The organism is Chryseobacterium sp. FR048, from assembly GCF_056844665.1.
Genome location: NZ_JBXDSE010000002.1, coordinates 55,443 through 74,892, shown reverse-complemented (window position 1 = coordinate 74,892; position 19,450 = coordinate 55,443). Strand labels below are relative to the sequence as shown.

The window sequence follows — 19,450 nt, the reverse complement described above, 5'->3', positions numbered from 1 at the left end:
TTCAGACTAATGTTTCACTGATGAAACATCTTCCGGGTTATGTTTGTGTCTGAATAATACCGCAAAGAATATGGCCAGTACTAAAGCGTAAATCGCAAATGAAAGCCATATCTGATGCCAGTCTTTTACCATCACCACTGAAGAAAGCGTTCCGTCTGCATTGACTGCAGCATTAAAACTATTTTTCAGAATTCCCAGAAATGTAGGATTATCTGCCGTGGTATCGAGGTACGTTGAAAGCTCTGAAGCCGTTGTAAACTTGTGAGTAAAGAATTTATCAATCGCCCAACCTGCAATATAGCTACCAAAAACAGCTCCAAAACCATTTGTCATCATCATGAACAGTCCTTGTGCAGATGAACGGATTTTCTTGTCTGTTGTAGTCTCTACGAAAAGAGATCCGGAGATATTAAAGAAATCGAAAGCCATTCCGTACACAATGCATGAAAGGATGATCAGGGATAATCCGAAACCATCCGGTACCCCATAAGCAAAGAATCCAAATCTTAGAACCCATGCCAGCATAGACATCAGCATTACTTTTTTGATCCCGAATTTTTTCAGGAAAAAAGGAATAGCCAAAATAAATAAGGTCTCTGAAACCTGTGAAATAGACATGATAATAGTAGATCTCTGTACTACAAATGAATCTGCATATTTTGGAAAATGAGCAAACTCACTTAAGAATACATCTCCATAAGCATTTGTCAGCTGAAGTGCTGCTCCTAAAAGCATAGAGAACAAGAAGAACAAAGCCATTTTATAGTTTCCAAAAAGTTTGAATGCATTCAATCCTAACTGTTCAGATAATGGTGAATTTTTGTCGATCAGCTTTTGTGGCGGACATTTTGGTAGCGTAAGCGCGTAGATTCCTAAGAATATTGCTACAGCACCTCCGATATAAAACTGTCCTTCAGTCGCTTTGTTTCCACTAAGGTTGGTAATCCACATCGCAACAATGAAACCGATAGTTCCCCATACACGGATAGGTGGAAAATCTTTCACTACATCCAGATTATTATTTTTCAGGATCGTATAGGAAATTGAATTGGCTAAGGCAATGGTAGGCATATAGAAACACATTGCAACAAGCATTACCGTAAAGAAAGAATTCGGATCTGCAGAGTGAGGCAATATGAAAAGTATAATACCATAAAGAATGTGTAGTACTGAAAAGATGCGCTCAGCGTTAATCCAACGGTCAGCAATAATTCCAGTAATGGTTGGCATAAAAATAGAAGCAATTCCCATGGTTCCAAACACAGCTCCAAACTGTGTTCCTTCCCAATGTTTTGTGCCAAACCAGAAGTTCGCCATCGTAATCAGCCATGCTCCCCAAACAAAAAACTGGAGGAAACTGAGGATGGTCAGTCGTAATTTTAAATTCATAGTTTATATAAAAAGTATCTCTTTAGTCAATTTTCTTTTTCCTCCTCTTGATTTCTTCCTGGATTTCAAGGGCGGTATCATAATCTTCTTCTTTAACGGCGTCATCCAGCAGTTTCTGAAGCTCTTCCATAGAAAGAGATTTTAAATTGTCTTCCGTCTGAACGGTTTCTGAAAAAGATTGCTCTTCTTTTGAAACATCTTCCAGTTCCAATAGGATTCCGGCCTCATTCAGGACCTGCTGGGTGGTAAAGATAGGAGCATCAAATCTTACAGCCATTGCCACAGCATCTGAGGTTCTGGCATCAAGAATCAATTCTTCTTCTGTTACTTTATTTTTAAAGTTGATATTTGAAAAGAATACCCCGTCTACAATCTGATAAATGATCACAGAAACCAACTCATAATTGGCAGAGACTATAAATTTTGTAAATAAATCATGGGTAAGGGGACGCGGTGGATGAATATCTTTCTCAAGTCCGAGAGAGATTGACTGGGCTTCGAAATTTCCTATAACAACAGGTAATTTTATGTGTGTTTCTTCATGTTCCAGTAACAATGCGTACGCCCCCGATTGGGTCTGACTGTACGATATTCCGCGAATAATTAGCTGCTTATAATCCATAGCTACAAATATAGATTAATTTTTTATTGTGATTTCACTTTTTTACGCAAAAATAAAAGCCCGGAAAGCCGAGCTTTTATTTGTATTGTTGATGATTGTCAAAAGTCAATAGTAAATTTTGCTTCGCCAGTGAATTATTTAATTAACAATTGACGAGTAAAGCGAATTGACTATTCACCATTCACTTTCTTATCCTTTTATTGCTTTAATTTTCTCTGTTAAGGCAGGAATAATCTGGAAAGCATCTCCTACTACTCCATAATCAGCAGACTTGAAGAATGGTGCTTCAGGATCGCTATTGATTACTACAATCGTTTTTGAAGAGTTTACTCCGGCAAGGTGCTGAATTGCTCCAGAAATCCCTACAGCGATGTAAAGGTTAGGTGAAATTGCTTTACCTGTCTGTCCTACGTGCTCTGTGTGAGGTCTCCATCCGATGTCAGAAACCGGCTTAGAACAAGCTGTAGCAGCTCCTAAAACATTCGCTAAATCTTCGATCATTCCCCAGTTTTCAGGACCTTTCATCCCTCTACCAGCAGAAACAACAACTTCAGCTTCTTTAAGGTCTAATTTCCCTGAACTTTGCTCGTGAGAGATCACTTTAGTATCTTCATTGGCTACTGATAGATTTTTAACTTCTTCTGAACCTGATACTGCATTTTCTTTAACACCGAAAGCGTTTTGAGAAACCGTAACGATTACTCCGTTTCCTTCTGCTTTTGCGTGCATGAAACCTTTTCCTGAGAATGCTCTTCTCTTCACCTGGAAAGGAGAAAGGCTTTCAGGAGCTTCCAAAGCGTTAGTGATCAGAGAATAATTCTTCATGATCGCCAACATAGGAGCTACAGAAGAAGCGTCAGTAGTATGAGGGAAAACGATGATGTTTCCGTCTACCACTTCACTTACAGCCTGTGCGAATGCTTTTGCTGAGAAATTTTTAAGACCTTCGTCTTTGATATTGATTACGTTGGATGCTCCATATTTGTATAATAAATCTGAAGAATCTGTAGGGTTTACAGAGATCGCTGTAACGGTATCTCCTGCCTGATCTGCAATAGCTTTAGCATAAGAAACCGCCTCAAAAGCCGCTTTTTTGTAAACTCCGTTTATATTTTCTGCGTATACGAATACTGCCATTTTTTTAAATTTAAAAATTAAAAGATTGAAAAATTTAAAGAATCAATGATTAGATTACTTTTGCTTCTTCGTGAAGTAATCTTACCAATTCATCCAGATTGTCAGGAGAAACCATTTTCACAGCAGCTCTTGGTGGAACGCTGTCATAAGATACTCCCTGAACTTTCACTTCAGAAGAAGTAGGTTCTACAACCTGCAAAGGTTTTGTTCTTGCAGACATAATTCCTCTCATGTTCGGGATGATAAGGTCTTTTTCATCTACCAATCCTTTCTGTCCTGCAATGATTGCCGGTAATTTTACAGAAATAGTTTCTTTTCCTCCTTCAATTTCTCTTACTGCAGTAGCTTCGCTTCCGTTTACGTCTAATCCTACTGATGCATTTACGAAAGGTTGGTTCAATAGCTGAGCCACCATTCCCGGAACAGAACCTCCGTTATAATCAATAGATTCTTTACCGCAAAGGATAAGATCATATCCTCCGTTTTGTGCTACAGCAGCGATTTCTTTTGCTGTAGAGAAGCTATCTTTTGGATCAAGATTTACTCTTACTGCATCATTAGCACCAATTGCTAAAGCTTTTCTGATTACAGGTTCTGTAGCAGCATCTCCTACGTTGATTACTGTTACTGTTGCTCCCTGAGATTCCTGAAGTTTAACCGCTTTTGTCAACGCAAATTCGTCTAGAGGGTTGATTACCCACTGAATTCCGTTCTTGTCGAAAGCAGATTTGTCTGCTGTAAAGTTAATTTTGGAAGTAGTATCCGGAACACTACTAATACAAACTAATATTTTCATGTGTACTATTTTATTTTTTCTCTTTCAGGCATAAAATCATGACAGTTTATGCAGAGATTTTGTGTGAATTAATTTTTGCTAATATAAATAAAAAATATATTATGCATGCATAATACTTATTAAATTATTATTCAATACATTAAATGTACTTATCTGGCTGGCTGCGTTGCCCTAAACTCTATTTTACTTGGTAGAACTCTTGGATTCATCTTTAAAATATCCAATACCAGATTCCCCATATCCTCGGGCTGAATCTTCCAACTGTCTTTTTCTGAAGGAACATTTCCATTAAAGTGAGTCGCTACAGATCCGGGCATGATCACCGTAGATTTAATGTTATATTTTCTCAGATCAATCATGGCAGCCTGTGTGAAACCTACCACTCCGAATTTTGAAGCGTTATAGCCTGTACCGTTTTCAAAGAAATTGGCGCCTGCCAGGCTTGAAATGGTGACATAATATCCTTCTGTCTTTTTCAACTCTTCTACAGATGCTTTCAGCGTGTAAAAAACTCCGGTAAGATTGGTTTCGATCATGTCATTCCATTCTTCTGTGCTAAGCTCATCTACGGGCTTAAAGATTCCCAATCCGGCATTTGCTATCACATAATCCAGTCTTCCAAATTTCTCCACAATATATTTGACAGCTTCCTGCTCGCTTTCCAGGCTTCTTACATCTGAAACAATTCCCAATACATTTTCAGAGTATTGCTGAAGTTCTTTCTCTGCCTTCATGACATCTTCTCTTTTTCTTCCTGAAAACGCTACCGAAATCCCATTTTCAAGTAAAATTTTAGCAATCCCGAAACCGATTCCTTTGGTTCCTCCTGTTATATAAGCTGTTTTATTCTCTGACATAGGCATCAAAATTTTAATTCTCTAAAATAACAAAAACGCTCCAATTGGAGCGTTTTACTGATACTAAGATTTATCAGGTTATTTCTTGATGAATTTCTCGGTAGTTCTACCTTCTTTCGTCTCAATATTAATGATATAATTTCCAGAATTTAGATTTTTAACATTTACCTTATCATCATTTAGATCGGCATTCACTTTTCTTCCTCCCATATCATAAATAGAAACATTCTGAATTTTTTCTTTAGAGTCAATGGTTAGCAAATCTGTTGCCGGGTTAGGGTAAAGCTTAATTGCGTCTTTGGTTTTAGTAAGCTTACCTTCCGCTGTAGATAAGGATGCTTCGTTATTAATCGCAATATTATCAATAAATGCGCTTCCCAGATAGTTATCATGAACAAATCTCATTTCGTTGAAATCCGTTGTAGTAAAATAATTTCCAGAGTAAATCTGTGTATTATTTACAAAGTAAGCAATAGAAGTACCTGTTCCCACAATCTTAACTCTAAACCAAGTATTTGCTGTCCACGTTCCTGTAGTTGTAGCAAAAGTAGAACTTGTTCCGGTAGTCTGTGCTGCCAAAATACCACCCGTCGGAGTGAATCTTAGCCTAATATGATATGATCCTCCTGTAGCAGTAGGTCCCACCGTCTGAAACTCAAAAATAGATGCTGTAGCAGATAAGTCTGTGAGTTTCATATCAAAAGAAATAGTAAAGCTATTGTATGGGTTGGTAGCACCTAAAGCTTTAAAGGCTCCAACAATTGGATTCGTCTGCCCTGCAAAAGCCGTTTCTTTCGTTATTTTTAATGAGTTTGCTCCTGATCCGGTATGATCTGTATTGGTGATTACCTGATTGGTGATATTAGGGTTACCTGGACCAGTTCCTGTTGTAGTCCAGCCTGACTGTCCATCAATATTTCCCACTGTATATCCCTCAGAAGGTTCAAATGAAATAAGCTGCTGGGAATACCCCAGAGTCGTGATAAAAAGCAGTCCTGAAAGTAAAATTTTCTTCATGATAAATAATTTTTATTTTTTTGTAAAAATAGAACATATATTCTATATAAAAAAATAAAACCCCAATTAAAACAAATAAAATTCAACAAAATCAACGATTTACCATTCAATTTAACATAATAACAAAACACCATCAAAAAGTAAAATATAAATACAATATATAAATATTATGAATTTTATTAACAAATTCTATCGCAAATTATAATCTTCTACTTTGTTATTATTTTTTTATAAACTTTTCAGTGCTGCTTTTCTCTCCCGACTTTACTTTCACATAATAAGTTCCTGGTATAAAATGCTTTACATTTATTACATCTCTATTCCATTCAAAATGCATTTTATTTCCCGTAACATCATAAATTTCAATTTGTTCTACTCTATGCGGTGAATTTATGGTGATAAAATCTGATGCCGGATTGGGATGTAATCTTATAATACTGTTGTCTGTCTTAAAATCATTAACAGCCATCACCAATCCGGTGTCGATGACAATATTATCAATATAAGCTGTTCCCAAAGCATTATTATGGACAAAACGAAGCTGATCAATCTTAAATTGAGACACAGCTTCCCCTGTATAAATCAACACTCCATTAAGATAGTATTTAATATCCATCGCCGTTCCTACCACTTTGAAGCGATACCAGGTATTGGAAGACCAGCTTCCGGAAGTGGAAACCAGGTTTTGCGCCCCTGAAACAGTGTTCAGAATTTTAATGATCCCTGTTTTTTCAAAGTCTACTCTGGCAGCATACTGCTCAGTAAGAGAATTAACTCCCTGAAAGCCAAAGTCTGATCCATTAAGCTGTGACATACGAATATCAAATGAAACTGAAAAATTGGAAGAAGCCAGCTGATTGGTAAGATTATAGAAACCTCCGATAATGGGTTCCGACTGAGTCCCATAAACAGGTTCTTTAACAATTTTCAGAGAAGCATTCCCATGAGTAGCTGTCTCTGCACTGATGCTCTGGAGCTCTACATTTTCTGGAATTCCTCCTGTAGGAGTACTGATCCAGGCTCCCTGCCCGTTGATGTTACCAACAGTGAAGCCTTCATTAGATTCAAAAGATATGGTCTGTTGTGCAAAAAACAGCACTGAAAATAGCGAAAACGCAATTGTGTAGAATTTTTTCATGGTTAAGTCAAGTTTTGTATTAAAAATATAAACTTTCCATGAATAGTGAAATAACTTTTAACAAATTATAAACAATACGCTTATTTTCAATGAATTTAATTTCAAAAACTTCATACATCCGCTATTCCAACATTCAACACGCCCGGTTTCGGGCATAAAAACAGTTCTCTTTAGTGCCTGCAACCTGCCTTTACATGATAAAATTTTTAAGACCAAAGCAAACGGAGTTTTTTAAATTGATCAAAAAAAACAGGATGCATCATAAAGAAACACCCTGTTTTATAAAAATATATTGTAGAATATCTATTGTTATTTCGAATAGTTTTCAAAAAACAATGGAATACTTTCAATCCCTTTGTAAAAATTAAATAATCCATAGTGCTCATTTGGAGAGTGGATCGCATCGGAATCTAATCCGAAGCCCATCAATACGGATTTTGCTCCTAAAACTTTCTCAAACATTGCTGTAATTGGAATACTTCCTCCACTTCTGTAAGGCAGTACTTCTTTACCAAATGCTGTTTCCATTGCTTTTTTAGCTGCTAAAAACTCTTTTGTATCGCTTTGTAATACATAAGGCATTCCTCCGTGGTGAGGAGTTACTTTTACTTTTACAGTATCCGGAGCAATTTTTTCGAAATACTTCGTGAATTTCTCTGTGATTTCTTCAGGAGTCTGATAAGGAACCAGACGCATAGAAATTTTAGCGAAAGCCTTGGAAGGAATTACTGTTTTAGCACCTTCTCCTGTGTACCCGCCCCAAATTCCGTTACAGTCTAAAGTAGGACGAATTGAAGCTCTTTCAAGGGTTGTATATCCTTTTTCTCCTTCAATATTGCTCAGTCCGATTGATTTTTTGTATTCTTCAGGATTATCCTTCAGCTTGTTCATTTCAGCTCTGTCTGCGTCTGAAACCACTTCAACGTTATCATAGAACCCATCAATGGTAATATGACCGTCTTCGTCGATCAGGTTGGCAATCATTCTTGAAAGTACGTGAATCGGGTTTGGAACCGCTCCGCCGTAAAGTCCAGAGTGTAAATCTCTGTTTGGTCCCTCCACTTCTACTTCTACATAGCTCAATCCTCTTAATCCTGTAGTCACCGTTGGCTGCTCATTGCTATAGATGTGGGTATCAGAGATCAGAATACAGTCACAAGCCAGTTTTTCTTTATTTTCGTTAACGAAATCACCAAGACTTACAGATCCTACTTCTTCTTCTCCTTCCAGGATAAATTTCACGTTGCAAGGAAGCGCATTGGTTCTCATCATCGCTTCGAAAGCCTTTAAATGCATAAAGAACTGCCCTTTATCGTCAGCTGATCCTCTTGCGAAGATAGCTCCTTCAGGATGAAGCTCAGTTTTCTCGATATAAGGCTCAAAAGGAGGTTTTCTCCAAAGCTCCAATGGATCTGCCGGCTGAACGTCATAATGTCCGTAAACCAATACCGTTGGAAGGTTTGTATCTATAATTTTTTCTCCAAAAACAATAGGATACCCTTTCGTTTCGCATACTTCAACATTATCAGCTCCTGCATTTCTAAGGTGTTCTGCACATACATCCGCACACTTCAATACATCATCTTTATAGGCCGGATCTGCAGAAATAGAAGGGATTCTCAATAACTCAAATAATTCATCCACGAAACGCTGCTTGTTTTCGTTAATGTAATTTAATGTCTCTTGCATTGTAAAATTTTATTTTGTTAAAATTAAAAAAAAAGCGCCGCTGGGCCAAGCAAAAACACAGGATTTTCTAAAGAAAAAGATTATTTCCCGAAGATTGCTCCAGCAGTGATTTCTTTAAACAAAAAATGCCCTGTTTTGTACAGAGCATTTTTATATTGTATACTAATTAATTAGTGTCCAGCTTTTGGAGCCTCTTCTTTTGTTTCAGCAGGCTTTGCAGCAGCAGTACTGTCTTTTTTAGGAGCTGCAGCTTCTGGTTTTGCAGCCTCTTCCTTGTGTTCAGCAGCAGCTTCATGTGTAGCATGAGCTTCTCCACCCTGATGGTCATCAGAATATCTTTCTACTCCTTCTTCCAGTTTCAAAGCACCTCTGTTTCCTCCTTGTGGAACTTTTTTACAGCTTACCGCAACTGTTGCAATCGCTAAACATATAACTAATTTTTTCATATGTAAAATTTATTTTTTTAAAGATCATATAAAACCGCAGTATTTTTACTATTCTAAATTACCTGAACAGTGAGCGATTTCACACTTAAATTTTTAATTGCCCAAAAGTAAGAAATCCTGCTTTTTTCGGCAACATTTTTAGACTGATTTTACTATTATTTTTCCTTTTTTGGATTGTGTAAAAATAAGGTAGCGGTCTCCCCCGTCTTTCAGTCCGTATTTCTTTTTAATTTCTTCAGGTTTTAAAGGATAATTTTTTGAAATAATATTGAATTGCTCCTTCTTTTTAATGCTTTTAGAATCAATTACATCCATTTCAAAAATCCTTCCCGGAAAGTTTTCTTTCTTTTCAGAGGAGGTATAAAGATGGGTATTCGGGTGAAGTTTTTTCAATCCTGATTTTTCTGAAATCAAATTGAAGATTCCGGCTTTCAAAATGGCATTATTAGGGATATAAATGTATTTTTCCGGCTCGGAATAGTCTGCCACTGCATTTTCTTCTTCCCCAAAACTAAAGGTGAAGACGGCCTCACCACTCTCAAGGTTCACACAGTTACAGGTAATCCCGCTTTTATTTTCATCGGATAAGAAGGCTACGACTTCCTTCACATCATTTTTAAGGGCAATAATGTCTATTCTGAAAATATTCGGCAGTACTGAAACGAGGTATTTCAAATCGATCAGCGGGGAAAGTTTGATAACTACCTGACTGGAGATTGAGCGTAATTTTTCCTGAATTTCAAGAATATTCGGGGAAAGATCCTCCAAGAGAAAGACTTTATTTTTATTCTGATCTCTTCTGGCCGGATCCAGATAAACAACATCAAATTTTTCCTGGTTCTCCTCTAAGAAATCCTCCAGCTTACGGTTTATAAATCTTGCTTTCCTTCCCAAAGCATTCCAGTTATGCTCTACAATCTCTAAAAGCGCTGTATTCTGCTCTACCAAAGTGATGTTCTCAAAATTCTGAGACAGATAATAAGCGTCTATCCCAAATCCGCTGGTGAGATCAATGAATTTCTTCCCTTTTAAAATTTCCGACTTATAAACTGCGGTTTTTTCAGATGAAGACTGCTCCATATTGAGCTGAGGCGGAAAAATAATTCCTTCATTCAACAGAAAAGGGAACTTTTTTTCTGCTACCTGTTTTCCTTTGATCTGCTGTACGATTTCCTGCATAGAAACCTCCGGAAATGGTGTTTTTTTTAAGAGTAATGAGTGCAGATCTGCTTTTAGATTTGCATTGATATAGTTTTGGACTTCTTGTTTTAATATTGTATTTTCCACAGATTTTTATACTTTAATTTTCGACCCAATCATCGGTAAAGAATCATATAATCTTTCGCAGAATAATTGTTCAAAATTAATTAACCACAGATTTTCGCAGATTTACACAGATAACGCTGTTTTAATTTTTTAATCTAGATTTCCATTTATCTTTCTAAAGATACTTTTATCAATATAATCGGTATTAAAATTGACTAAAATTCCTAATTTCAAATTTGTTAATTTTAAGTAGGTTAACAATTGTTGATGATGGATATTTGATATTTCAGTAACGGCTTTTACTTCTATAATCACTTTATCTTCAACAATCATATCTGCTATAAAACTTGAATCAATAAACACATCTTTAAATTTAACTTTCATTGGAATCTGAGTCTGCACTTTCAGACCATTATTTTCCAGTTCATAAGCTAAAACTTTTTCGTAGACTTTTTCCAATAGGCCAGGTCCAAGTTCGTTGTAAACAGAAAATATAGATTTTCTGATATAAAAACTGATCTCATTTTCTTTCATTTCATTGTATTTTTATCAAAAATACAACATTATGGGATAGCTCTGTCAATTTAACAGAATCCTCCTGTTTCAACTTTATTTGAATCTAATTCTACAGAAGTGTTTCATAATTTATGATGTATACAATAAAAAAAATTCACAGAATCATATACATAATCATCTGTGAAAATCCGTGTAATCCGTGGTTAAAAATAATTTATTCAAACATTTCTGCCCAACGAACCGCTTTTATTTCTTTTTCGTCGTATAAATCTGCAATCGACTTTTTAACGTCTAATTTAGGGTATAAATTAACTCCTATCAGCTTGATCTTCCCTTCTTCTATCCATTGTTGCTCTTCAACAGCATGATCATAAATCTTTTTCTGTACAATTCCCTGTTTCAACAGCTCTAGATAACCTCCTGCTTCTTCCATTTCAATGAATAAAGCCCAGGATTTATTTGCAATCTGTTGGGTAATATCTTCAATATAGTAGCTTCCGTTGGCAGCATCTTCAAATACGTTGATGATACTCTCGTAAGCCAGAACAATCTGCTGTTTGAAAGAGATCTCCTCAGAATTGTCCGTGCTTCTGTCTACAAGATAATTGTTGGTGAAAACGGCATCTGCCCCACCGATCATTGCTGAAGCCAGCTCCAAGGTGGAACGGATCAGGTTGTTTTCGTTATCGGAAACAGCCTTATTTCTAAGGGAAGTCTCTGCAAAGATGTAAGGAACTTCATCCAGACCATACTCCTTGGAAAGTTGATTAAAAACAATCTTGAAAGCCCTTAATTTGGCCATTTCGAAGAAGTAATTCCCTCCTACTGCAATTTTGAAAATCAGTTTACCGAAAATTTCAGGACCGTATACTTCTATCAGTTCTTTTGTTTTGGCTAAAGCGATCCCTAACTGTTGATAAATAGCCGCTCCCGCATTCTGATGCAGTGAAATATCAACACAGATACTTCTTTTGAATCCTTTTGCCAGTAATTCTTTTGCCAACTGATCATCAATAGCTGCCTCTTTTTCATTGAATACATCGATCAAAGAAAAGTATTGGTCTTCTTCCTGTGGTGTAATGTGGCCCGCAAGATCTTTATTATTAACAAAAAGAGTCTTTTCGCTCAGATTTTCTACATTCTGCTCAAGCATAAATGCAAATACTTCTTCTTCCAGGCTTTCGTGATACCTGGCTACCAGATGGGTACTTTCTTCTACTCTTGGCAAGTTAGCCAAAGGTTTTTTAACATCTGTATAAAAAGGCTTTACTTCTATTCCTTCCAGGTTTTCCTTTTCCAGAATAGGATAAATATCTTCTGTTTTAAGCTGTTTTTTTACTAAGTTTTCCCAGTTTGGAAGTGTAGTTGTATCTGACATTAGTTTTATTTAAATGGTGAATTGTCAATGGTGAATTTTGCTCCGCAAGTGAATAAAAAAACTGACAGACAAAATTCACTATTGATGTATTCTATTCAGTTGTATTATTTCTTAGCGACTTTTGTACTGTCGACCACCAAAATGAAAATTTCTTCATTAGGCTTCTTCATAAAATAATTTTCTCTTGCGTATTTTTCTTTTTCTGACTTGTTGTTCATCAGTTTTTTATAAAAAGCATCATTTTTTTCGTATTCTTTTTTGTAATACTCCAGCTGCTCTTCATATTTGTGAATCTCGCCATTCAGTTCGTTGATTACAAGAAATGAAGTTTTGTCGAAGAAAATCATCCATACCAAAAACAGACAGATCGTAATGGTATACTTATTCAACACATATTTCTGGATAAGTTTGAATATTTCAGATTTCGGCTGAATGTCTTTGATAAGTTTGTTTTCTTCCATTTTTTAATGTTTTTTCAACGAGTTCTTAATAACAGTAGTTAAAAAATCTATCGCTACGGAATTCTGTTTCATATTCGGGATGATAAGATCTGCATCATTTTTAGATGGCTCGATGAATTCCTGGTGCATTGGCTTCAAAGTAGTCTGATAGCGGTGTAATACTTCGCTCAGATCTCTTCCTCTTTCCTGGGTATCTCTTCTGATCCTTCGGATAAGTCTTTCATCAGAATCTGCATGAACGAATACCTTCAGGTCAAATTCTTTTAATAATTCTTTATTGGTAAGTACCAAAATTCCTTCTACCACCAATACGTTCTTAGGCTCTACAGTAACATGATCTCCTGTTCTGGAATGGGTTACAAAGCTATAAATCGGCTGTTCGATCGATTCATTGTTTTTTAAAGCTTTCACATGTTTTATCAGTAAATCAAAATCTATCGACTTCGGATGGTCATAATTTAAAGCCTCTCTTTCTGTCAGCGTAAGACCCTGGTTGTCGTGATAATAGTTATCCTGAGAAAGGATGTTCATTCCTTCGATGTCAAGCTGCTGAAGTATCTTATCAACAACTGTAGTTTTGCCGGATCCTGTCCCACCGGCAATTCCTATTACAAGCATTGTTTTTTGTTTCTTTATAGTTGGTACAAATATACTATTTTAGATAAAATGTGGCAATGCGGAGAGCGAAATTGAACAATTAAGAAATTCTTACTTCCTGAGGTTAAAACAATTAGTCTCAAAAATTGTGGAGATCCTAAAAACGAGGTCAATTTAATTAGAAAAAATGGGCTTTTTTATCTTTTAAAACTATAATTTTCTTTTTTTAGCGCAAGGAATACGCGAAGCGTTTTTTAATTGTAAGGATTTTTTTTCGTTCGCAACGGCATTTCATTCAGCAATGGATCCCGTTAAGTAGTCTCTGCTAAGTGTTAACGCCTTTGCGAACGGAATTTTCTATCTTTTTAATAAATTACTTTGCGAATTTTGCGATAAAGTAATCTACATAACAGATTAGGGTTCTAAGAACTTCGGGCCAAATTTAAGATATTTGAATAATCAGTTCTCTTCTTCGTTGGAATGATCAAGATTTATTGTGGAAGCTTTTTAAAAAATTTTCACAAAAAAAACCGCCCTCTATTGGACGGTTTTTATTTTATACGATTTCGCTTGTTAATTCCCGCGAAAGTAATTTTTCGTGCATAGGCTTCAAAATGTCTAATGAGCCTGTTTTTACGGTGCATTTGCCCTTATAATGGACAAGCATGGTACATTGCTCTGCCTGTTCCAGTGTATGCTTGCATATTTCGATCAGGCAATCGATCACATAATCGAATGTGTGTACATCATCATTATGAAGCACCAGCTTATAGACTTCATCGGTATCATCCAGTACAAGAACTTCTTCTTCATACTGACGTTTCGGGTTTTCGTAATCTTTTATCGTATTGTAAAAATTCATCTTAAACTGTTATTTTAAACTTCGCCAATTTTATCGGCTAAATTATCAATAGCATTCGGTTCCTGATAGATCAGCTCTACCAGCTCTACACTTTTATTATTCATTTTCAGAATTTTGAAGTGGTAATTGTCAAGATCAAACTCCTGATTTTCCTCCGGAATTTCTTCCAGCTCATACAAGATAAATCCTGCTAATGAATTGTACTCACTTTCTTCGGAAAGCGGCAGTTTTTTAGGCAGAAACTCATTAATTTCATCAAGAGGCTGTGTAGCCTGTACCCAATAGGTGTTTTCAGCGATTTTATCTACTATTTTTTCCTCGTCGTCTTCTTCATCCTGAATTTCTCCTACCAATTCTTCCAGAATATCTTCAAGGGTAATGATCCCTTCTGTTCCTCCAAATTCATCGATAACGATAGCGATATGCTGTTTTTTCAACTGGAAAGTTTTCAACAGATCTGAAACTTTTTTGCTTTCCACTACGAAAAAGGCATCACGCATCAGATCCTTAAGATCTTCATGATCCAGATCTCCTTTTCTTTTGACAAATTCTCTGATAATTTCCTTGGTATAGAAAATCCCGATCACATTGTCAATAGAATCGATATAAACAGGAATACGGGAATATCCGCTGTCCATAATCTTATTGATAATATCGTTGACATCTTCTTCAAAGTCGATAGAGGTAATATTCTGTCTTGGTACCATGATCTGCTTGGCAGAGTGATCTGTAAAATCAAAAGCATTTTTGATGATCTCATAGTTTTCTTCTTCAATCTCCCCACTGTCTGCACTCTGCTTTACCAAAAGCTGCAGTTCTTCTGTGGAGTGAATTTCCTGCTCTGAAGCCGGATGAATTTTGATCAGTCTTAAAAAACCATTAGACATGGAGTTCATCAACCAGATAAACGGTTTGAAAATCGTGTAAAATACTCTCAACGGAACGGCTGTTGCCATTGTTGTAGATTCTGACTTTCTAATCGCTATTGACTTTGGAATAAGCTCACCAAATACAATGTGCATAATAGTAATCAATACAAAACTGGTCACTACTGAAACTGTAGTAATTGTAGTTTGGGTTAAATCTACATTTAAAGAGTGAAAAATGTTTTCAACAATATGATGTAAGGCGCTTTCTCCTACCCAACCCAGGGCAAGGGATGCTAATGTAATACCTAATTGTGTAGCGGAAAGATATTCATCAAGATGTTTGATGATGTGCTCTGCCTGCTTAGCCATAGAATCGCCTTCTGCGGCTTTGATTTGAATTTGAGAGTAACGAACTTTAACAATTGAAAATTCTGCGGCTACGAAGAAGCCATTTAGTAAAACAAGAAATAAGGCCAGCAAAAGCCTGACTATGTCCGAGTCCATTTAGAAGTTGTATAAATTTTATTAGGTACAAAGATATGTAAAATAAAAATAACCTGACTGCGGGATAAGTTATTTCAATGAAGGATTTTTTTTGAGCAAAATATGACTCTTATAAACACAGCTATTTTCCAACAAAAAGAATAATTGGATCATCTATTCATTTTCAGAGAGAAACAGGTTTTTTAAGCCTTAAAAATTTGTTTTTAACTTTTTTCAAATAAAAAAAGCACCGATGGTATCGATGCTTTTGATTGTATGTTAAAATAATTCTTTACGAATTTTTTAAAGCTTCTGCTCCGGAAACAATTTCCAAAATTTCGTTGGTAATTGCAGCCTGTCTAGCTTTGTTGTAGAAGATCTTAAGTTCATTTCTTAAGGCTTCTGCGTTATCTGTAGCTTTATGCATTGCAGTCATTCTCGCTCCGTGTTCAGATGCAACTGAATCTAAGATGGCTTTGAAAACCTGAGTTTTGATAGACTTAGGGATCAAGTTATCCAAGATCTCAGCTCTGTTAGGTTCAAAGATATAATCTGTTTCAACCTGCGGCTCTGTAGTCTCAGGCATTGAGATTGGAAGAAGTTGTTCTGTAGTTACTTCCTGAGTGGCAGCATTAACGAATTTGTTATAAATAACATAAACTTCGTCAAATTTACCTTCTTTGAAGCTTGTCATTACCCCTTCAGTAATATGAGCAACTGCATCAAAGTTCAGGTTCTCGTAAACAGAACTTCCATTAGCATATACTGAACGATTTCTTCTTACAGCATCATATACTTTTTTACCTACAGGAAGAACTTCAATCTCATACTGAGAGTTGTTCTGGAACTGCTGGTTAAGCTCTTTTACGATTGAAGAGTTAAAAGCTCCCGCAAGACCTCTGTTTGAAGTAACAGCGATGAAAAGTATTCTTTTAACCTCTCTTTTCTGAGCATATACAGAAACCTGGTCAGGATCAGAGCTAGAATTTACATTCTGGATAAGCTCCTGTAATTTTTCAGAATAAGGTCTCAACATTACGATTGCGTCCTGTGCTTTTTTAAGTTTCGCAGCGGAAACCATCTTCATAGCACGTGTAATCTGCATCGTAGATGAAATTGACGTAATTCTGCCTCGTATTTCTTTTAAGTTTGCCATTAATTTGGGTTCAAAGTTTAAGGTCTAAAGTTTAAGGCTTAAAACACTATATTTTAAACCTTAAACATTGAATTTTATTAGTTGTATTTAGAAGCTAAATCGTTAGCTGCCTGCTTAAGAACACCTGTAATATCGTTATCGATTTTTCCAGCTTTGATAGCAGCCATTGTATCTGGGTGCTTAGATCTTAGGAACTCGATATATTCGTGTTGGAATTCTTTAATCTTGTTCAATGGAACGTTTCTCATTAAGTTTTCTGTTCCAGCGTATACGATCGCTACCTGACTTTCTACAGGAAGTGGTGCATTTACCGGCTGCTTAAGGATCTCTACGTTTCTTTCTCCTTTAGAGATTACTGCTAAAGTAGAAGCATCAAGGTCAGAACCGAATTTAGCAAACGCTTCTAGTTCTTTATATTGAGCCTGGTCTAGTTTAAGAGTACCAGAAACTTTTTTCATTGATTTGATCTGAGCGTTACCTCCTACTCTGGATACAGAGATACCTACGTTGATCGCAGGACGAACCCCTGAGTTGAATAGATCAGACTCCAAGAAGATCTGTCCGTCTGTAATAGAGATTACGTTTGTAGGGATATATGCAGAAACGTCACCCGCCTGAGTTTCGATGATTGGAAGAGCAGTTAATGAACCACCACCTTTCACGATTGGTCTAAGAGACTCTGGCAAATCGTTCATTTGCTTAGCAATTTCGTCATCAGCGATTACTTTTGCAGCTCTTTCCAATAGTCTTGAGTGAAGATAGAAAACGTCTCCAGGGTAAGCTTCACGGCCCGGTGGTCTTCTCAATAGTAGAGAAAGCTCACGGTAAGCAACAGCTTGTTTAGATAAATCATCATAAACGATAAGCGCTGGTCTACCAGTGTCTCTGAAGAACTCACCGATAGAAGCTCCTGCCATTGCAGAATATACCTGCATTGGAACCGGATCTGATGCGTTAGCTGCAACGATTACCGTGTAAGCTAAAGCTCCTTTATCAGAAAGCGTTTTAACGATTTGTGCTACAGTAGAAGCTTTCTGACCGATAGCAACATATATACAATATACTGGTTTACCAGCATCATAGAATTCTTTTTGGTTGATGATCGTATCGATCGCAACAGTAGTTTTACCTGTTTGTCTGTCACCGATGATAAGCTCTCTCTGACCTCTTCCTACAGGAATCATCGCATCAATTGCAACGATACCAGACTGTAAAGGCTCAGTTACCGGTTGTCTGAAGATAACTCCAGGAGCTTTTCTTTCTAATGGCATTTCGTATAAATCTCCTGTGATAGGACCTTTACCATCGATAGGGTTACCAAGAGTATCTACTACTCTACCTAACATACCTTCTCCTACTTTGATAGAAGAGATTCTGTTTGTTCTTCTTACTGTATCCCCTTCTTTTACTAATTTACTTTCTCCAAGTAGAGCAACACCTACGTTGTCTTCTTCAAGGTTAAGTACAATACCTTCTACATCACTAGAAAATTTCACCAACTCTCCGTATTGTACGTTTTCTAACCCGTATACACGAGCAATACCATCACCGATGGTTAAAACTGTACCTACTTCCTCAACGTTTGATTGAGTATCGAAGTTGGCCAATTGCTGTTTTAAGATCGCAGATACTTCTGCCGGATTTATTTCTGCCATTGTATGGTTGTTTTTCTTAATTTAATTGGAAATCTTTTTTAACTTGGTTCAATTTGGTCTTCACAGACGCGTCTACCTGCTGGTCTCCTACTCTTAGGATGTATCCACCTAAAATATCCTGGTTGATGATCAGTTTCAAATCGAAGTTTGAATTGGCATTCACCAAGTTGGTAGATCTTAGGATCTGATCAATATTCTCTTTGGAAAGCTGAGTTGCTGTCGTCAGCGTTACTCTTTGTACTCCGTTGATGTCTTCAACTTTGTTGATGAATTCCTGAGCGATATTTTTCAATTGGTTCTCACGACCGTGCTTAATAACCAATCTGATCAAATTCTGGGAAGATGCTGATAAACCTTTGAAAATTTCGTTTGCTACCTCTATTTTCTTTTTTGCATCAATGTAAGGGGTAAGGAAGAATTTGTTCAAATCCTTAGATTCAATCATAATCTTCACTACATCTTTCATTTCAGAAAATACAGTAGCCGTTTGACCTGCTTCATTTGTGAAGTCAAGCAAACCTTGTGCGTATCTCTTAGCTACTTTAGATGTAAGCATTCTTAGTTAAGGTTAGATTTGTTGATATAATTTTGTACTAATTCGTTTTGAGCCTCCGTGTTATCTAACTTTTGTTTCAAGATAGATTCTGCAATGTTTACAGATAAAGCACCGATTTGAGTTTTGATGTCTGCCATTGCAGCATTTTTCTCAGCGTTGATTGTTTGCTTAGCAGCTTCGATAAGTTTGTCTCCTTCCGCTTTAGCAACATCTTTAGCTTCACCTACGATTCTGTCTTTAATTTCTCTAGCTTCTTTAAGGATAGCATCTCTTTCAATTTTAGCTTCACGAATGATTCTTTCGTTGTCAGCTTTAAGATCTTCCATCTCTTTTTTAGCCAATTTAGCTTGGTTCAATGCATCAACGATAGAAGTTTCTCTTTCGTTCACAGCATTTACGATTGGTTTCCAAGCGAATTTAGCGAGAAGAAACAATAGGATAACAAAAGTAAGGGTCATCCAAAACAAAAGTCCAATTCCAGGTTCAATAATTCCCATATCTGTAAATTCTTTTTTTAAATGTTATTTTATGGATCGTTTTTTTAAAAAACTCTTAGCAGC

At 36.5% G+C, this 19,450-nt stretch carries 20 protein-coding genes; all 20 read right to left on the bottom strand.

The annotated features are described in order from the left end of the window. Positions 1 to 6: 6 nt before the first annotated feature. Positions 7 to 1,389 carry a nucleoside permease gene (locus AC106K_RS05260; RefSeq protein ID WP_482443592.1) on the bottom strand — a complete coding sequence of 461 codons (1,383 nt, stop codon included), beginning with the start codon at positions 1,387 to 1,389 and terminating at the stop codon, positions 7 to 9. Between the two features lie 22 nt (positions 1,390 to 1,411). Next, positions 1,412 to 2,011 (bottom strand): bifunctional nuclease family protein, encoded by a 600-nt coding sequence (locus AC106K_RS05255; RefSeq protein WP_047095690.1) that lies wholly within the window; start codon positions 2,009 to 2,011, stop codon positions 1,412 to 1,414. Positions 2,012 to 2,200: 189 nt separating this feature from the next. After that, positions 2,201 to 3,148 (bottom strand): electron transfer flavoprotein subunit alpha/FixB family protein, encoded by a 948-nt coding sequence (locus AC106K_RS05250; protein ID WP_482443591.1) that lies wholly within the window; start codon positions 3,146 to 3,148, stop codon positions 2,201 to 2,203. A 49-nt stretch (positions 3,149 to 3,197) separates the two neighbouring features. Continuing rightward, positions 3,198 to 3,944 carry an electron transfer flavoprotein subunit beta/FixA family protein gene (locus AC106K_RS05245; RefSeq protein ID WP_047095692.1) on the bottom strand — a complete coding sequence of 249 codons (747 nt, stop codon included), beginning with the start codon at positions 3,942 to 3,944 and terminating at the stop codon, positions 3,198 to 3,200. A 149-nt stretch (positions 3,945 to 4,093) separates the two neighbouring features. Further along, positions 4,094 to 4,801, bottom strand: a complete 708-nt coding sequence (locus AC106K_RS05240) for an SDR family oxidoreductase (protein WP_482443590.1) — start codon at positions 4,799 to 4,801, stop codon at positions 4,094 to 4,096. 78 nt (positions 4,802 to 4,879) lie between these two features. Then, entirely contained in the window at positions 4,880 to 5,818 is a 939-nt protein-coding gene (locus AC106K_RS05235; protein WP_482443589.1) for a T9SS type A sorting domain-containing protein, read from the bottom strand. A 220-nt stretch (positions 5,819 to 6,038) separates the two neighbouring features. Beyond that, positions 6,039 to 6,956, bottom strand: a complete 918-nt coding sequence (locus AC106K_RS05230) for a T9SS type A sorting domain-containing protein (RefSeq protein ID WP_482443588.1) — start codon at positions 6,954 to 6,956, stop codon at positions 6,039 to 6,041. 309 nt (positions 6,957 to 7,265) lie between these two features. After that, positions 7,266 to 8,645: a dipeptidase gene (locus AC106K_RS05225; protein ID WP_482443587.1), complete on the bottom strand. Its 1,380-nt coding sequence runs from the start codon at positions 8,643 to 8,645 to the stop codon at positions 7,266 to 7,268. 170 nt (positions 8,646 to 8,815) lie between these two features. Further along, positions 8,816 to 9,091 (bottom strand): hypothetical protein, encoded by a 276-nt coding sequence (locus tag AC106K_RS05220; protein WP_482443586.1) that lies wholly within the window; start codon positions 9,089 to 9,091, stop codon positions 8,816 to 8,818. A gap of 138 nt (positions 9,092 to 9,229) precedes the next feature. Next, on the bottom strand, positions 9,230 to 10,378 hold the full coding sequence (locus AC106K_RS05215; RefSeq protein ID WP_482443585.1) for a class I SAM-dependent methyltransferase: 1,149 nt from the start codon (positions 10,376 to 10,378) through the stop codon (positions 9,230 to 9,232). Between the two features lie 129 nt (positions 10,379 to 10,507). Continuing rightward, positions 10,508 to 10,891, bottom strand: a complete 384-nt coding sequence (locus tag AC106K_RS05210) for a GxxExxY protein (RefSeq protein WP_482443584.1) — start codon at positions 10,889 to 10,891, stop codon at positions 10,508 to 10,510. Between the two features lie 196 nt (positions 10,892 to 11,087). Continuing rightward, positions 11,088 to 12,251: a methylmalonyl-CoA mutase family protein gene (locus tag AC106K_RS05205; RefSeq protein WP_482443583.1), complete on the bottom strand. Its 1,164-nt coding sequence runs from the start codon at positions 12,249 to 12,251 to the stop codon at positions 11,088 to 11,090. A 104-nt stretch (positions 12,252 to 12,355) separates the two neighbouring features. Further along, positions 12,356 to 12,712 (bottom strand): FtsB family cell division protein, encoded by a 357-nt coding sequence (locus AC106K_RS05200; RefSeq protein ID WP_482443582.1) that lies wholly within the window; start codon positions 12,710 to 12,712, stop codon positions 12,356 to 12,358. 3 nt (positions 12,713 to 12,715) lie between these two features. Beyond that, a complete protein-coding gene (gene udk, locus AC106K_RS05195; protein ID WP_034697618.1) occupies positions 12,716 to 13,330 on the bottom strand; it encodes a uridine kinase in 615 nt (204 codons plus the stop codon). 535 nt (positions 13,331 to 13,865) lie between these two features. Further along, positions 13,866 to 14,171 carry an ATP-dependent Clp protease adaptor ClpS gene (locus AC106K_RS05190; RefSeq protein ID WP_482443581.1) on the bottom strand — a complete coding sequence of 102 codons (306 nt, stop codon included), beginning with the start codon at positions 14,169 to 14,171 and terminating at the stop codon, positions 13,866 to 13,868. Positions 14,172 to 14,185: 14 nt separating this feature from the next. After that, on the bottom strand, positions 14,186 to 15,544 hold the full coding sequence (locus AC106K_RS05185; protein ID WP_185288622.1) for a hemolysin family protein: 1,359 nt from the start codon (positions 15,542 to 15,544) through the stop codon (positions 14,186 to 14,188). A gap of 271 nt (positions 15,545 to 15,815) precedes the next feature. Further along, positions 15,816 to 16,679 carry an ATP synthase F1 subunit gamma gene (gene atpG, locus AC106K_RS05180; RefSeq protein ID WP_047095704.1) on the bottom strand — a complete coding sequence of 288 codons (864 nt, stop codon included), beginning with the start codon at positions 16,677 to 16,679 and terminating at the stop codon, positions 15,816 to 15,818. 77 nt (positions 16,680 to 16,756) lie between these two features. Then, positions 16,757 to 18,334: a F0F1 ATP synthase subunit alpha gene (gene atpA / locus AC106K_RS05175; protein ID WP_482443580.1), complete on the bottom strand. Its 1,578-nt coding sequence runs from the start codon at positions 18,332 to 18,334 to the stop codon at positions 16,757 to 16,759. 16 nt (positions 18,335 to 18,350) lie between these two features. Beyond that, positions 18,351 to 18,890, bottom strand: a complete 540-nt coding sequence (atpH, locus tag AC106K_RS05170; protein WP_482443579.1) for an ATP synthase F1 subunit delta — start codon at positions 18,888 to 18,890, stop codon at positions 18,351 to 18,353. 2 nt (positions 18,891 to 18,892) lie between these two features. After that, positions 18,893 to 19,387 (bottom strand): F0F1 ATP synthase subunit B, encoded by a 495-nt coding sequence (locus AC106K_RS05165; protein WP_045497327.1) that lies wholly within the window; start codon positions 19,385 to 19,387, stop codon positions 18,893 to 18,895. Positions 19,388 to 19,450: the final 63 nt, after the last annotated feature.

Excerpts from the sequence above, each read along its gene's own strand:
- AC106K_RS05260 (WP_482443592.1), bottom strand. The coding sequence starts at position 1,389 with ATGAATTTAAAATTACGACTGACCATCCTCAGTTTCCTCCAGTTTTTT.
- AC106K_RS05255 (WP_047095690.1), bottom strand. The coding sequence starts at position 2,011 with ATGGATTATAAGCAGCTAATTATTCGCGGAATATCGTACAGTCAGACC.
- AC106K_RS05250 (WP_482443591.1), bottom strand. The coding sequence starts at position 3,148 with ATGGCAGTATTCGTATACGCAGAAAATATAAACGGAGTTTACAAAAAA.
- AC106K_RS05245 (WP_047095692.1), bottom strand. The coding sequence starts at position 3,944 with ATGAAAATATTAGTTTGTATTAGTAGTGTTCCGGATACTACTTCCAAA.
- AC106K_RS05240 (WP_482443590.1), bottom strand. The coding sequence starts at position 4,801 with ATGTCAGAGAATAAAACAGCTTATATAACAGGAGGAACCAAAGGAATC.
- AC106K_RS05235 (WP_482443589.1), bottom strand. The coding sequence starts at position 5,818 with ATGAAGAAAATTTTACTTTCAGGACTGCTTTTTATCACGACTCTGGGG.
- AC106K_RS05230 (WP_482443588.1), bottom strand. The coding sequence starts at position 6,956 with ATGAAAAAATTCTACACAATTGCGTTTTCGCTATTTTCAGTGCTGTTT.
- AC106K_RS05225 (WP_482443587.1), bottom strand. The coding sequence starts at position 8,645 with ATGCAAGAGACATTAAATTACATTAACGAAAACAAGCAGCGTTTCGTG.
- AC106K_RS05220 (WP_482443586.1), bottom strand. The coding sequence starts at position 9,091 with ATGAAAAAATTAGTTATATGTTTAGCGATTGCAACAGTTGCGGTAAGC.
- AC106K_RS05210 (WP_482443584.1), bottom strand. The coding sequence starts at position 10,891 with ATGAAAGAAAATGAGATCAGTTTTTATATCAGAAAATCTATATTTTCT.
- AC106K_RS05205 (WP_482443583.1), bottom strand. The coding sequence starts at position 12,251 with ATGTCAGATACAACTACACTTCCAAACTGGGAAAACTTAGTAAAAAAA.
- AC106K_RS05200 (WP_482443582.1), bottom strand. The coding sequence starts at position 12,712 with ATGGAAGAAAACAAACTTATCAAAGACATTCAGCCGAAATCTGAAATA.
- udk (WP_034697618.1), bottom strand. The coding sequence starts at position 13,330 with ATGCTTGTAATAGGAATTGCCGGTGGGACAGGATCCGGCAAAACTACA.
- AC106K_RS05190 (WP_482443581.1), bottom strand. The coding sequence starts at position 14,171 with ATGAATTTTTACAATACGATAAAAGATTACGAAAACCCGAAACGTCAG.
- AC106K_RS05185 (WP_185288622.1), bottom strand. The coding sequence starts at position 15,544 with ATGGACTCGGACATAGTCAGGCTTTTGCTGGCCTTATTTCTTGTTTTA.
- atpG (WP_047095704.1), bottom strand. The coding sequence starts at position 16,679 with ATGGCAAACTTAAAAGAAATACGAGGCAGAATTACGTCAATTTCATCT.
- atpA (WP_482443580.1), bottom strand. The coding sequence starts at position 18,334 with ATGGCAGAAATAAATCCGGCAGAAGTATCTGCGATCTTAAAACAGCAA.
- atpH (WP_482443579.1), bottom strand. The coding sequence starts at position 18,890 with ATGCTTACATCTAAAGTAGCTAAGAGATACGCACAAGGTTTGCTTGAC.
- AC106K_RS05165 (WP_045497327.1), bottom strand. The coding sequence starts at position 19,387 with ATGGGAATTATTGAACCTGGAATTGGACTTTTGTTTTGGATGACCCTT.